The sequence below is a fragment of the Bacillus cereus group sp. BceL062 genome, assembly GCF_051780025.1.
Classification (GTDB): Bacteria; Bacillota; Bacilli; order Bacillales; family Bacillaceae_G; genus Bacillus_A; species Bacillus_A toyonensis.
Genome location: NZ_JBPWGY010000001.1, coordinates 785,566 through 799,972 on the forward strand (window position 1 = coordinate 785,566; position 14,407 = coordinate 799,972).

Genomic DNA, 14,407 nt, shown 5'->3' on the forward strand with positions numbered 1-14,407 from the left:
GATTAATTCACTATAGTTGTCGAATATTCTGTGCTTAGTTACCTCCAGGCTGATATACTATAAACACAATCGTTCTAGAAGGGTGATGATATTATGTATGAACAACAAAATAATAGGGATAGAGATCAAAAAATGATGTTTTCTATGCAAGGAATTCCCACAAATAAAGTTAACATGAATCAATTGCCTAAATGGATTAGAATTTTCGGATATTGTGCGTTTGGTTGGATGATAGTATTTAGTTTCATTATGATTGTAGGTTTAATTCTTCAATAACTATACAGATAAACAGTTAAACGGGACATTCTCTAGATGTATGATCTAAATACTGTCCCTTTTTTTATATGTAATTCCTAAATAATATAACCGGTCATAACAAAAAGAACTTGTAGAATATGCTACAAGTTCTTTTTCAAATATTGTTAAAAAAAGGAACAACAAACTATCTTAACATTCCATACAGTGAGACCATTTTGATTATGGCTTGGTTTTATTGTATATCAAATATTAATATTTGAAGAAACCAATTCTTGAAAATTATGTGAATTGAAAAGCTAGAGTGTTTATATTAAATTTCGTTTACTACTAACTTCTTCTTACTTAAATAAACTGCACGATCTGATTTTTTAGCAACTTCCTGAGAGTGCGTCACAACAATAATACATTTATTTTCTTTATGTGCAAGTTCTTGAAACAGTTCTATTATATCCATTGCCGTTTCTTCGTCGAGGTTTCCTGTTGGCTCATCCGCAATCAGTAAATCAACATTACAAGATAATGCTCGAGCAATTGCTACACGCTGTTGTTGCCCACCACTTAGTTGCAGGACGTTTCGTTTCGCTTCAGCTTCTGTGAGTCCTACCCGCTCTAATAATTCTAATGCTCTTGCTGTTTTATTTTGCACTTTAACACCTGTAATTTCCATTGCTGTTAGGACATTTTGAAGAGCGGTCATATAGGTAATCAAGTTATAAGATTGGAAAATTACAGATACATGTTGATTACGGTATCGATCCAAACCAATTTTTCTAATATCTTTGCCATTATACAGTACATAACCATTTTTAGGGATATCTAGTCCACAACCTAAGCTTAGAGTTGTGGTTTTGCCAGATCCGGATGGTCCTAAAATTGTGTAGAAATGCCCTTTTTGAAAAGAAAAATTAACATTATCTAGTATCGCTACATTTTTGCCATTACTTTCATAGTAATAGTCTAAATTTTTAAATTGTAAAATCGTTTCCATATCGAGCCTCCTTATTCATCTTTTAAAAGAATTTGTTTTGGATTTAAACGTAGAATAGATGATGCTGGAAGAAGCGTTGCTAATATAGCAATAGCTAGTCCTATCCCTCCCATTTTCCCTACATCTTCTCCTGTTACACTTACATCAATTTTATCAATCGGGTCCTCTTTTTGATTTTGTACAGTTCCACCAGGTCCAGACATCATTACAGTACCATTTTGCGGGGTGTTTGTTTCTTCGCTTGCTGTAGCAACTTCACTTGAAAGTAAATTATCCCCTATATATTGAGAAACTTTAGCTCCTGTTGTTATGGATAATCCAAATGCTAAAATAGCGATACATACTACTTCTACTACGAACTGCGCCATCAGCTTCCACTTTTTCTCTCCAATGGACAATAGAATCCCCATTTCCTTACGGCGTGTCTTAATCGATAACATAATGATTAACCCTAATATAATCGCACCTGCAATTGATACAATATAAATAATCATTTGAGAAGTAGATGAGATATTTTCGATAGGCCCAATCATTTGTTTGTACAACGAATCATGTGCATCTAATTTATAATAATTAAAATCAATATCAGATTTTTTTGCTTCTTTTTTAAATGCTTCAATGTTTTGTGGATCTTTCAAGAAATACACGACTTGAATGCTACTTATACCTTGATCTACTTCTAATTTTTTCATAGTTGAATGCGGCATATATAGTTTATTAGCTGGATCCATTATAGGAGGCGCCTGTTGACCCATTGCTTGCTCATTCGTTTCGTAAATACCGATAATTTCAACCTCGAGGGTTTCCTTCTTATCCCCTGATTGCACTTTAACTTTGTCTCCTACTTTCAAATTGTTTAATTCCGCTAATCGTTTTTCCATTAAAGCTACATTCTGGTCTTTCATCTGTTCTGTAATTGGTTTCCCATCAATAATTTTACTTTTTCCATTCTTAAAACTTTCTTGTAATGCAGTCTTGCGAACTCCCTCAATCATAAAGGAAGCATTCATATCTATTTCTGTACCGGAGCTTGAACCGCCTCGTACAGCCGCCATTCCCGCTTTACCTTTTCCTTCTTCTTCTCCTTCTGAAGCTCCTACTAGTTTAAGTCCATCCGAGATTCCGAAAGTATTACTTATGTAATTATAGTCTTTTACATACTTTGACTTCGCTAATTGATCTGCTTCTTTCATGTTGAGCTTCGGTGGATTAGGCATCTCTCCAGTTTCCCGAGCTTGTTGACCTAATTTGTCAAAATCAAGACTTAAAGTAACATCTGCACCTAGTTTTTTTCTTGCTGCATCCGCAGCTTTTTTTGATGCATTTTGGATTGTAAATCCTGCCAACACTAAATTTGTAACAATTAGGAAGACTGCCATCAAAATTAATGATGTTCCTATTCTTTTTTTCATACTGAGAATTGCTCGTTTCATAAAGTTCATTTTTTCTTACCTCCTTGATAACTTATATTCTATATAGGTTATCTAGAGTCTATATGGAGCTAATCGGTAGTTTATCTAGAGATATAAGGAGTTTATGTGTAGTTATTCAATGACTTGGTGAAGAATATTGGTAAGGAGCATATATATTAAGATTCATTGAATGAGAGCATACAAATCTATGCTTATTATGTAATTTCTATAGAACAAATTAAAAGCACCCTATTTGAATGGTTATATGTGTGTTTGTTAAATATGAAAATCCATTAATGAATATGGCGCTTTATTGAAGTTGGTCAGATTTTTTAATAATAATATTGTGTTAAAAAGCCTAACTTATCATTTTATAAGTTAGGCTTTTATGTTATCTATAAGAAAAAGTTATAAAGACTCATAATATTTCATAATTTAACCTATTGTATTTAAACGAGTAAAATAAAAGTAATAAGTGCATACATTAAGGAGGTTTTTTAATAGTGGCAGAAATTATAACATTTAGGATTGCTACGGCAGATGATTTAGATGAAATTGTAAAAATGCTTGCTGATGATGTTTTAGGAAATAAAAGAGAGCGCTATGAAACACCACTCCCTGATAGTTATATAAGAGCATTTCATGCTATTGATTGTGATCCAAATAATGAGTTGATTGTAGCGTGTGATGGGACGGAGATTGTTGGTCTTCAACAAATTACATTTACGCCTTACATTGCACGTCAAGGGGGTTGGAGAGCTACTATTGAGGGTGTACGGACAGCCTCATCAAAACGTGGTAAAGGTATAGGAACTAAACTTATTAAATGGGCTATTCAACGTGCTACATTACGGGGATGTCATTTAGTACAGTTAACAACAGATAAAGAACGACAGGAAGCTTTGCAATTTTATAAGAAATTAGGATTTAAAGATTCTCATGAAGGATTAAAACTTTTTCTTTAATGAATATTGTTATTTATATACCAAAAAGACGCATATTGTAAGGTTCATTGACTATTGGCTTCGAAAACTATAGTAACTAGCACTGAATAATATATATTAATTGACACATTGTTTATCATATAAATTACATCACTTCAAACGGTGTATCTTTTGATACGAAAATAAGCAAGTTAATGTTCTCTCATATAAATGAGAATATTAACTTTTCTTTTAAATTGTAGTATAAATTATTTATGGTTTTATTTTATTGTTAGTTTTATAATATAATATACAAATTTATTACCTAGCTTTATAATTCAAGCACGTAATATTAGACGAAAAGAATATTTTAAATTTAATATACAGCATAAATAAAACATAAATTTTGTCCATGTTTTAAACAATATGTATTTTGGAGGAAGTAAATTGATTTTTTCAAAACTCATTGATCGATACGCCTTGTATGATTTGCACAAAAAAAGAAGTGGAGAGTTTCAATATACTTCTCTTTCTAACACCTTAATAGATATAAAGGACATAGAATTTTTTTATAAAGGACAACCATCTAATATTCATTTTAACATTAAGCATGCAAAGCAAGAAAAGGAATACATGGTTGGACAGTTCAAATATAAAAGCTCGGTTCAATCTGGTGATTCACGCAACGACTCTGTAACTGGGGAATTATTTTTACATGAAAATGAAGATGCACCTCATGTCATCTTTGTTCACGGTTGGAGAATGGATTCTAACGAACGTATAAAAAAAATATTTCACGACCATATGACTAACTTGAAGTGGAATATGTATTATTTCACTCTACCCTATCATTTTGAAAGAAAACCCAACCAATCCCTATTCAGTGGAGAGTACATGATAAGTGCTAATATTGAACGAACTGTACAAGCCACTAGACAAGCGGTAGCTGATTTACGAACTTTGATTAAATGGATTAAAGCAAATAAAAATGGCCCCTTGATTTTAATAGGAATCAGTTTAGGTGGGGTTATTACTAACCTAACAGCTCTTGTTGAATCAGACATTGATGTATTAGCATCCATTTTCTACGCGAATCGACTTTCTTATTCAATTTGGAAGACAAATCCAGGTAAATTCATTAGAAAAGATTTGGAACATCATGGTGTAACGTATAATGATTTAATAGATTATTGGAAAATCACTGAACCGAGTCAAGCATTACCAAAAGTGAAAAAAGAAAATATTTTATTAATTTCAGGCAAGCACGATCTATATGTGCACCCTGAGGATACGGACTACTTGTGGGCATCTTGGGGAAAACCTACTCGATATATTTATACATGTGGGCATGCTGGGATTGTTTTTAAACGTAAAAAAATTGCAACTGATACTATCAATTTTATTCAAAATCGATTGAACTCCCCACACTTACCCAATGATATGAATACACTTTTCTCCTAAATTACGTACTTGTATTACTAGTTGCAAAAAACTCCTTCTTGAGAAAGATTTTAATTTCTGAATATTTCATTGACTGTTATGACATATCCAATTTAAAATTTATTTATGATGTTTTTTCACCATTAAACTACTGGGATACACTTCATTTATTTGAAAACAATTACAAATAGAGGTGCTAAAATGAAAACAAGAGTAAATCCAGAATTATTACAAGGGTTAGAGATGTTTCCAGATCTCGATTTACGCCCCGAGAACTTGCAATCAATTAGAGAAGGAATAGCTCAAATGAGACCACCTACCGTTGTTGATGAATCCCTTTCGTTAACAGATAAAGTCATTGTTGGGCCAGAAACTAATCCGTTACTATTAAGAATTTATCGTCCAAAATCAAATAATGAACCTTTACCTGTCTTATTATGGATACATGGTGGTGGTTATATTTTAGGGTCTATAGATGATAACGATGATACTTGTATGAGGTTTGCAAAAGAAGCTAACTGTGTGGTTGTGTCTGTAGACTACCGCTTAGCTCCTGAACATCCTTATCCAGCACCAATTGAGGATTGTTATTCAGCTTTAAAATGGATTGCTGATAATGAAGAGTCATTAAACATTGATTCGAATCGAATTGGTGTTGCTGGAGCAAGCGCTGGCGGTGGACTTACAGCAGCATTATCATTATTAGCCCGTGATCGAAAATATCCTTCAATTTGTTTACAAATGCCACTCTATCCAATGATTGATGACCGAAATAATACACCTTCAGCGAATGAAATTAAAGAGGGGTTTGTTTGGAACCAAAAGGCAAATGAAGCTGGGTGGAAAATGTATTTAGGAGAAATGTATGGAACGGATCAAATCCCTGCCTATGCAGCGCCTTCTCGGGCTGAGGATTATAGTGACTTACCATATACTTACACATTTGTTGGTCAATTAGATCCATTTCGTAGTGAAACATTAACCTATGTAAGCAAACTAGCCCAAGCTGGTGTTGATGTTGAATTTCATTTATATCCAAATTCCTATCACTGGTTTGAAGGATTGAATCCAAGTGCCGATGTATCTATTTACGCTGTGAACGAAATGGTACAGGCAGTAAAGACTGGTTTCAAAAGAGTCTCTAAGGTTGAGGCTTAATCACTTTATAAGAGAACTACTCATAAATAGAATAGCCGATTCTCATTTAAAATAGCGAAAAGACACCATTTAAGGTGTCTTTTCGCTATTTTAAATCCATATTATTTTTACGTCGTTGTTATTTTTTAAACGTTTTGTAGGAATTAATACAACTCGAACATCTAGCCTGTTAAATGTTCGAATATATAATAAAAATTGTATAAATTAAGAATGTGCTTCGGATAATTTTATAAATAAATACAAAGATATCTTCTCCTCCTCCTGTTACAATAGAAATGATCTCTTGTCTATTTTTTTATTAAATTGTAGTATAATTACAGTATGTGAAATTATACTAATTTAACTTTAAAAGCGAAGTGAACATAATCGTCACTTCGCTTTTTGCATGTACAATCCTTATTACATGTACCCAATTCAGTATATACTTCCACATGACTTGCTTTTATTTAATCGGTTTCGCTGTTTTTAAAACGAATGAACTTAATGCAGGAACTTTAATTTTATTATTATGGACAACATAAAGTGTTTTACTACCTGCCTGCTTACCATCTACTAGTACTTTCCAAGGACCTTTCGATGGCAAAGTTATGTCAACGGATTCTCTATTTGCATTGTGAGCCACCATAAAGTTTTCATTTTTATTCCCATTGCCCTTTCCATCTATTGAATAAGCTATAACATTTTTGGGAGCATCTATAAATGATATATGCTTTTTAATTTGCTCAGTAGATGTCATTCGAAAAGCTGGGTACTTTTTGCGTAAATCTATTAAGCCCTTCATATAATCTACTTCATTATTATATGCTGCACGGCGCAACCAATCCATCTGGTTAATTGAATCTGGAGATTTGTAACTATTATGATCACCATATTTCGTGCGCATAAACTCTTGTCCTGCATGTAAGAATGGAATCCCTTGTGATGTTAATAAAATCGAAGAAGACAATTTGTGCATTTGTTTTCGCACTTCTTCACTATCACCTGGATTAGTTAACTCAAGTTTATCCCATAATGTATGATTGTCATGTGCTTCCACATAAGTTAGCACCTGCTCTGGATCTTGATAGGTAGACGACTTTGTATCATAGTCAATACCTGCTGTAATGCCTTTTTTAATACGATCTTCCATGTTTTCTTTTCCATTTACAAAACCATTTTCTTTCTCCTCAAATACACTACCTTTCAATCCATCACGTATATTATCGTTAAAATGAGCAATCCCTTTCATTTTCTCCGCATTTTTTTGATTTGCTTTCAACTCAGCTGCAAGAGGTGTATTTAAATCCCAACCTTCCCCATGCAGAATAATTGAAGGGTCAATTTGATTAACAGCTTTACGTATTTCATTCATCGTTTCATAATCATGAATGCCCATTAAATCAAAACGGAATCCATCTAAATTGTATTCTTTTGCCCAGTATGTTACAGAATCAACCATAAATTTCCTCATCATTTTTTGTTCTGAAGCAGTATCGTTTCCTACTCCAGTTCCATTTGCAAATGTTCCGTCTTCATTGTAACGATAATAATAACCTGGAACTAACTTATGAAAATTAGATTCAGCAGCACTATACATATGGTTATATACTACATCCATCACCACACGAAGATTATTATCATGCAGTGTTTGAACCATTTGCTTTAATTCAGTTATTCGAAAAGTCGGCTCATATGGATTTGTAGAATAGGAGCCTTCTGGAACATTGAAATTTTTAGGATCATATCCCCAGTTATATTGCGGTTCATTTAAAGTCTCTTCATTGACTGATGCATAATCAAATATCGGTAAAAACTGAACGTGCGTAACACCAAGATCTTTCATATGATCAAGTCCTGTTTTAACACCTTCAGGACCTTTTGTTCCTTTTTCTGTTACCCCTAAATATTTCCCTTTCTGCTTAATGCCACTTTCAGGTTGGATGGAAAGATCGCGTACATGCAATTCATAAATAATAGCATCTTCCGGTTTTTTAAATTCCGGTTTTTTATTTGCTTTCCATTTTTTCGGATTTGTTTCGTTTAAATCAATGACTACACCTTTATCTCCATTTACAGAAGCAGCACGCACATATGGATCAACTGCTTCAGTCCATTTATCCCCAATTTTCACCTTATACGTATAAAAGAGACCTTTTTGGTTCCCTTTAATTTCTGCTTTCCAAGTTCCCTTTTCACCTTGTTGCATGTTTATTTCAGTACCTATTTTATCGTTCCATTTTTTATATGTAACTAACTTTGCTTCACTCGCAGTAGGAGCCCATACACGGAATTTTGTATGTTGCGGGGAATATATATTCCCTAGATCGTTACCACTATAATAAAATAATTTATCAAACTCTTCACTACGAATGACTTTACCGATTTCAGTATTCGTATAAGCTAAGTTTTCTATTTTAACTTTGTAAGTCTGTTTTAAATCAATTTTCTGTTCTGTAATTATTTTCACCTTATTAGTAATATCTCCACCATTTTTATCAAAAGGATTAATTTCCTTAATTTTAATGCCCTCAATTTCAATTTTCTGTTCCTTACTATTAAAAGGAACATTAGTCGTTACAGTAATTTCATGGAAACTATCAATAGTTGCTTTTTGAATTGAGAGATCCGATGAAGGCTTAGAGTTATATACTTTTTCATCACCCGAAAGAATCCATACTTCAGCACGACCGTCCTTTATATTTTCAATCCAACGATCCCCACCATCTTTTTCCCATTCATTTGTTCGAACTATAAATCCTACACGATTATAGTCACCGTCTATTTTTATCTTAGCGTATTTTCCAAATTCATCTTCACCAGTAAATTCATAAGATGTACCATTCGCATTTTCTCCCCATAACCAAAGATTCCAGTCTTTTGTATTTCCAAGCTTTTCTTTGTAATGAATGATAATTTCAGTTGTTTTCGAATTTGAAATTGCCTTCACACTCTGAAAGGAGAAAACAGATGATAACATAACGATTATGGAAAGTAATAAGAATGATTTGTTAATTAACCTTTTTGTAATTTGCACCACATACACCCTTTCTTCAAATATTACTAGCGATTTATTATGCTTACACTGAATAACACTGCTTAAATTAATCTAGAAATCTCTTTTAATTCACCTCCATATTGTCTATTTTCACCTATGCATTTCAATGACCTTTTAATACGAAAGCGTTTGCATTAATACTTAAAAAAATAGATTTGTGTATGCCCTCATATATTTGTAAATGCTAAAAGGTCAGGGAAATCATTTTAAAGCAATCGTTTGTTATCGCTTTCATTTTATAGACTTTCTATCAAGAGGTCAATATATTATTAATTTTCTGTTTTTACACACTTTAAACCTTATTTATTTGTCGTAACTTCTTACAGATAACGCACCTAATTATTGCTTAGTCAGTTTATTTTCAACAATACATTGCTACGTAAAAAAACAGCTAATATCCTTAAAATGATATTAGCTGTTTTTTCATAATGTATTAATATATGAATAATAACTATATTTCTAAATTACTTAATTTTTGCTGCATCAAATGCCTTTTGAACTGCTTGAACTTCAGCTGTATTCGCTCCATATTTATTAGTTGCCACTCGAATACATGCAGACTTCAATTCTTTAAAATTAGAAGTCATGTTTAACTCATCTGTATTTGCATAATAGAAAATATCAAACATTTTATCTTCACCAATTCCTTTAACAGTTACTCCGTTATGAGTTCCGCCTTTTGCGATGAGATACGCAACTTTATTAATAATGCTTGAATTAAAATGAACGCCGCCTTGATCCCAGCCATTAAAATCGTTAAATTCACTGTAATCATCTGGATAAGGTACTCCAAGTGAAGATGGCACAGAAGCTGGGTTTTCCATATCACGGAAAACAGATCCGGTTTGTTCTCCCATTGTCCAGTTAAATGTTCCATTATTTACGTATTTCTCAATAGATGTTCCCATAATATCAGATAGTGCCTCATTGATTGCACCAGATTCACCGTAATATTCAAGATTAGATTCGCTAGAAGTAACAGCATGTGTAAATTCATGTCCAGCTACGTCATATGCTTTAACGATAGGATCGCCATATACAAGCATACTTCCATTATTAGCACTTAATGCATTCTGCCAATTTTTCGGATCGTTCGTATCTTCAGAATCCCAAGCATGTACAACTGATACTACCTTTTGTCCCTTATTATCAAAACTATTACGCTTGTATTTATCTTTATAAAAATCAAATACCTTTGTTGCTAAGTAATGAGCACTTACTGCTTTTGGATCGTTAAATGTTGTTGAAGTACTAGTTGCTAATGTACCAGGATAATAGCTTTCTTCTTTAGTAATATCTTTGTAATTCACATCATAAGTTTCAATTCCTTGCCCTCTTGTATAATCAGCAAGTGCATATTTGCCATTACTTTGTTTAGAAATACCAAATGAACGAGAAATACCTAAATCATCTTTTCCTGTTCCAGTTAATGATGTAAGACTGCTTTTTTTACTTTCCTTTAAGGCTCCAACTAGTTTTTCACTTGCTTTTAAGTTAGATTCTTGTACCATATTTTTTAACATATCGCCATTTTGCGCATTTACTAAATAAGTTCCAGAAACATAGTTTGGTGTTGCAGCTTCAAATGTAACTTGGTATGCATTGCTAGCTTGTCCATTATTTTCATCAACAAAAATAACTTCCTTAACTTCTGGCTCAGAAATAAACTTGATATCGTTCCCGTACTTCGTATAAATATATTGTTTTGCTTCATCTTTTGATAGATTTATAGGTTTTTTCAATTCCTCTTGTTTTAAATTTTGCGCGCTATCGCCTGATACACTTTTAATAACACCCTTATTATCTACGTGTGCAGTTAATTGATGGCCATATACTTCTTTTCCTTCATATGTTTGCTGCATACGTACGAGTGTAGTCCCATCATACGAATCACGTTTTTGAAGAACTTTATAATCTACTCCTGTTTCTCCATTGACTTGTTTTTGGGACAGAGCTTGTTCTGTTTTCTCCTTAAGTGCATCCTTTACCACATTTTCTGGTGCCTTTTGTGACGGTTGTGTAAGTTCACCCGAACGGAACGATTCCTCCTGAATTTGAACTTGTAGTTGATCTGTTTCCTCTGCATGACCTATTCCGTAGGGTGCCACAGCTGTTAAAGCTAATCCTGTTGTTAACGCTACCTTAGTTAATGTCTTTGTGTTTTTCATTTTTTCACCTCGTATAATTTTTGAAATAGAAAGCTTGTACAAAGTATACTGTCTATTTCTGTCGAAAAAAAGAGAAAATACAAAATTTATGTAATATTATGCAAAATTACATATATGTGGTCAATATAATAAAAAATGAGCCCCTTTAGGTGCTCACCAATTGGTTAGTTGTTAATTATCTATATCCATTCTAATCAAAGTACCCTTACATCTAAATAACAACATAAAAACCCACTCTTTACTATTTTAAGAGTAGGTTTAATGCTATTAAAATAGTAATTATTATAGGACACCTTAAAATTGTTATTTCGGACATGAAGTTAATTTAGAATACAGATGAATCAAATGAATACTAATGCCCTTGATAAACAAGAAAATGAAAGTGTGTGTTTTGTTTTATGATGTATATAGTAGATACATACTTTAGTGAGGCAGTGCATCTACAATTTAGATTTTTTAATATAATTTTGTTATGTATACCTATAGCTGCCTGGATTGTAACATTATGAGATAGCTGAAGTCTCATTTGAGTTTCAGGCTATTTTATTTTGTCAAAAATATCTTTTAAAGATAAATTTGTTTCCCATTTAAATATAGAAAAGGACACATCTATTGCATGTTATAAGCTCAAGGTATGTTCTTTTAAAGCATATTTTAAATATGCATAGTAAGAAATAAAACAATAATTATTCAAATGAAAAATCCCCCGGATCTGTTTAATAATCCGGGGGATTTTATATCGATGATTCCTTATATTTCTATACCGATTACAAACTTTTTTAGAATAATAGTATATCCAAGTTTAATAGTTTTTTTGTATGAGATCCATCTATTTTATATTTATTTAATTATCCTACTAAGTTTTTTGTAAAATTCACCTTTTCTTTTTACATGATTAAACTGATTTGGATTAATATTAGCTTTTTGTGAGAGTGCTACAATCTCTTCTTTTGTAATTGAATCTTTAGTATTTATAGATGCTATATTTGTATATTTTCCATCTTCTGTTTTTGGAATTTCTAAAATCCCTTTATTAACAAGATCAACTACAGCCTTATACTCTGAAGAATGTGTATCTACACCAGTAATTTTCCAATTACGCATAACTTTTGGCGTGTATACACCGTTCTTTACCTCTTTTAAATACGTAATAGCAAGGTTACGAATGGTTCCACCTGTTTCTCCGAATGCATTCTCTTGTTTAGATGACCAAGTTTGTTCAAATTTACGTCCCTCTAATGCTCCCCCTTTTGCCTGTAGAGCCTCCATTCTATACGCATTCATTCCTAGCGTCATAACATCGCTCATTTTGATTGGTTTATTTGTACGAATAGAGCGCAAATTTGTAATTCTACTTCCATATGGTTTTGTTAAGTCAATTTCGTATTTTACGCCTCCAAAGAAATCGTTCGTACTGTATTTAGACGCGCGACGGTTTTTATCAAAGCTAACTGTTACATCTCCGGCACGAGATGAGTTAAAATATCCTGCTGCCCATTCCATATAGTCTTTTAAATCTTTTCCAGTTATCTTGTAAACTGTAATTTCTCCCAAAGCATATTGATAATTATACGCAATATCTTTCTTCTTTATAGGACCTATATCCAAACGGGCATAATCATTATCAATTTGATGGGCTACTACATCCGCTTTACTGTAATGGAGCATGACTTCATGAAAGAAATCTGATAAAGGTGTCTCTTGAATCTGCACACTTGGAATACCCTTTATTTCATTTTCAGGAACAAGGTTTCTCCCCTTTAATTGAGCAACTACAACATTTGCATCTCCTCTTGCATACTCATGAAAAGGTGTTAATGTTTCTTCAAGTGCAGAATCAGATAATACTGTTGTTCCATCAGCATTTTTTACAGGTATAGCGGTAGCTGTTTTATCTTTTAAAACAAGCTTTCCATCTTGCTTTGTAAAAGTAAGGTCAATACGTGAAATATGCGTTCCATATTTATCTGGTTCTGTAATAATTACGCCATTTACAACTTCTTTTTTTACAAGTTTATGCATATGAGCCGCAAAAATAGCGCTTAGTTCCGGACAAGCATTCGCAATATCTTGAACACCTGTACCTGGGATTCCATTCTCATTTTCTAGTCCCATATGCATAACCCCTACCATTACATCTACTTTACCTTCTAATTCTTTAATTGCCTTTTTTGTCTCTTCTACTGGATTTTTCACTACTAAACCATCCAAATGATCTGTCCCTTTTTCAAAATCACTAATCATTGGTGTATTCATACCAATAATCCCGACTTTAATTCCACCTTTTTCAACAATCGTATATGCAGGAAGAAAACGCTCTCCATTTTCCTTATAAATATTTCCTGCTAACGTCTTTCCTTTATATTGCTCACTAACTTTTTTCAATGTATCTAATCCAAAGTTGAATTCATGATTTCCAAATGCCCAGGCGTCATATCCCATTGTATTCATTGCTACCATCATTGGCGATTGTGGCTTATCGTTGAATAATTCTACTGAGTTTCCTTGAATTGTATCCCCGGCATCTACTAATATGGTATTTGGATTTTCTTGACGTACCTTCTTTATAACCGTATAAAGCTGCGTCAAACTTCCACTCATATTTGCTCCATCAAGCGCATAATCCCAAGGCATAAATCTACCATGAATATCTGCAGTACCTAACAATGTAATGTTAACATCAGATTCCTCAGCCTTAGAAATAGCTGGTTTGACTGTTACTGCTGTTACAAGAAGCATAAGAATAATAAAATAGCATACATAGTTCTTCCATTTCATTTTTTGCATAATAACAATATTTCTCCCCTTTTTGTACTGGCATAAAGTTGCTTGAACTTTAAAAATGTAACTTATTATTCGGAAAAATTCAACTACAAAAGATAATTTTGGAGGTGGTTTTACTGTGAAAATATAGAGAATCAAATGCATATTTCCCCTAACAGAATAGTATGTTATCGTTTTCTAACAAAATACTTCTTCCTCCAACGTGTGAAGAGCGCTAAACCAACGGTAGATGTATATGTGCT

At 32.9% G+C, this 14,407-nt stretch carries 9 protein-coding genes; 4 read left to right on the forward strand and 5 right to left on the reverse strand.

The genetic code is table 11. From position 1 onward, the window contains the following. Window positions 1-93: 93 nt before the first annotated feature. Window positions 94-276, forward strand: coding sequence for a hypothetical protein (locus ACS2MN_RS03925; protein WP_000273228.1), 183 nt, complete (start codon window positions 94-96; stop codon window positions 274-276). A 292-nt stretch (window positions 277-568) separates the two neighbouring features. Here the strand turns inward: ACS2MN_RS03925 and ACS2MN_RS03930 are convergent, their stop codons facing one another. Then, window positions 569-1,246, reverse strand: coding sequence for an ABC transporter ATP-binding protein (locus ACS2MN_RS03930; RefSeq protein WP_000447842.1), 678 nt, complete (start codon window positions 1,244-1,246; stop codon window positions 569-571). Between the two features lie 11 nt (window positions 1,247-1,257). Continuing rightward, entirely contained in the window at window positions 1,258-2,688 is a 1,431-nt protein-coding gene (locus ACS2MN_RS03935) for an ABC transporter permease (RefSeq protein WP_198130435.1), read from the reverse strand. A 473-nt stretch (window positions 2,689-3,161) separates the two neighbouring features. On the opposite strand from ACS2MN_RS03935, the gene ACS2MN_RS03940 reads away from it, so the two are divergent. From ACS2MN_RS03940 to ACS2MN_RS03950, 3 genes are all read left to right on the forward strand, one after another. Continuing rightward, window positions 3,162-3,623, forward strand: coding sequence for a GNAT family N-acetyltransferase (locus ACS2MN_RS03940; protein WP_000807824.1), 462 nt, complete (start codon window positions 3,162-3,164; stop codon window positions 3,621-3,623). Between the two features lie 405 nt (window positions 3,624-4,028). Beyond that, on the forward strand, window positions 4,029-5,042 hold the full coding sequence (locus ACS2MN_RS03945; RefSeq protein WP_000577693.1) for an alpha/beta hydrolase: 1,014 nt from the start codon (window positions 4,029-4,031) through the stop codon (window positions 5,040-5,042). Between the two features lie 180 nt (window positions 5,043-5,222). Further along, complete coding sequence (locus ACS2MN_RS03950) at window positions 5,223-6,179, forward strand: alpha/beta hydrolase (RefSeq protein WP_000857950.1); 957 nt, start codon at window positions 5,223-5,225, stop codon at window positions 6,177-6,179. A gap of 442 nt (window positions 6,180-6,621) precedes the next feature. Here ACS2MN_RS03950 and pulA read toward each other — a convergent pair whose 3' ends face one another. The 3 genes from pulA to ACS2MN_RS03965 form a co-directional block, all read right to left on the reverse strand. Continuing rightward, window positions 6,622-9,192, reverse strand: coding sequence for a type I pullulanase (gene pulA, locus ACS2MN_RS03955; RefSeq protein WP_088056226.1), 2,571 nt, complete (start codon window positions 9,190-9,192; stop codon window positions 6,622-6,624). Window positions 9,193-9,677: 485 nt separating this feature from the next. Then, the gene (locus tag ACS2MN_RS03960; protein WP_000799181.1) at window positions 9,678-11,381 is read right to left on the reverse strand and encodes a M4 family metallopeptidase; all 1,704 of its coding nucleotides are present in this window, start codon (window positions 11,379-11,381) and stop codon (window positions 9,678-9,680) included. An 840-nt stretch (window positions 11,382-12,221) separates the two neighbouring features. Continuing rightward, window positions 12,222-14,168, reverse strand: a complete 1,947-nt coding sequence (locus ACS2MN_RS03965) for a bifunctional metallophosphatase/5'-nucleotidase (protein WP_087951171.1) — start codon at window positions 14,166-14,168, stop codon at window positions 12,222-12,224. Window positions 14,169-14,407 lie beyond the last annotated feature (239 nt).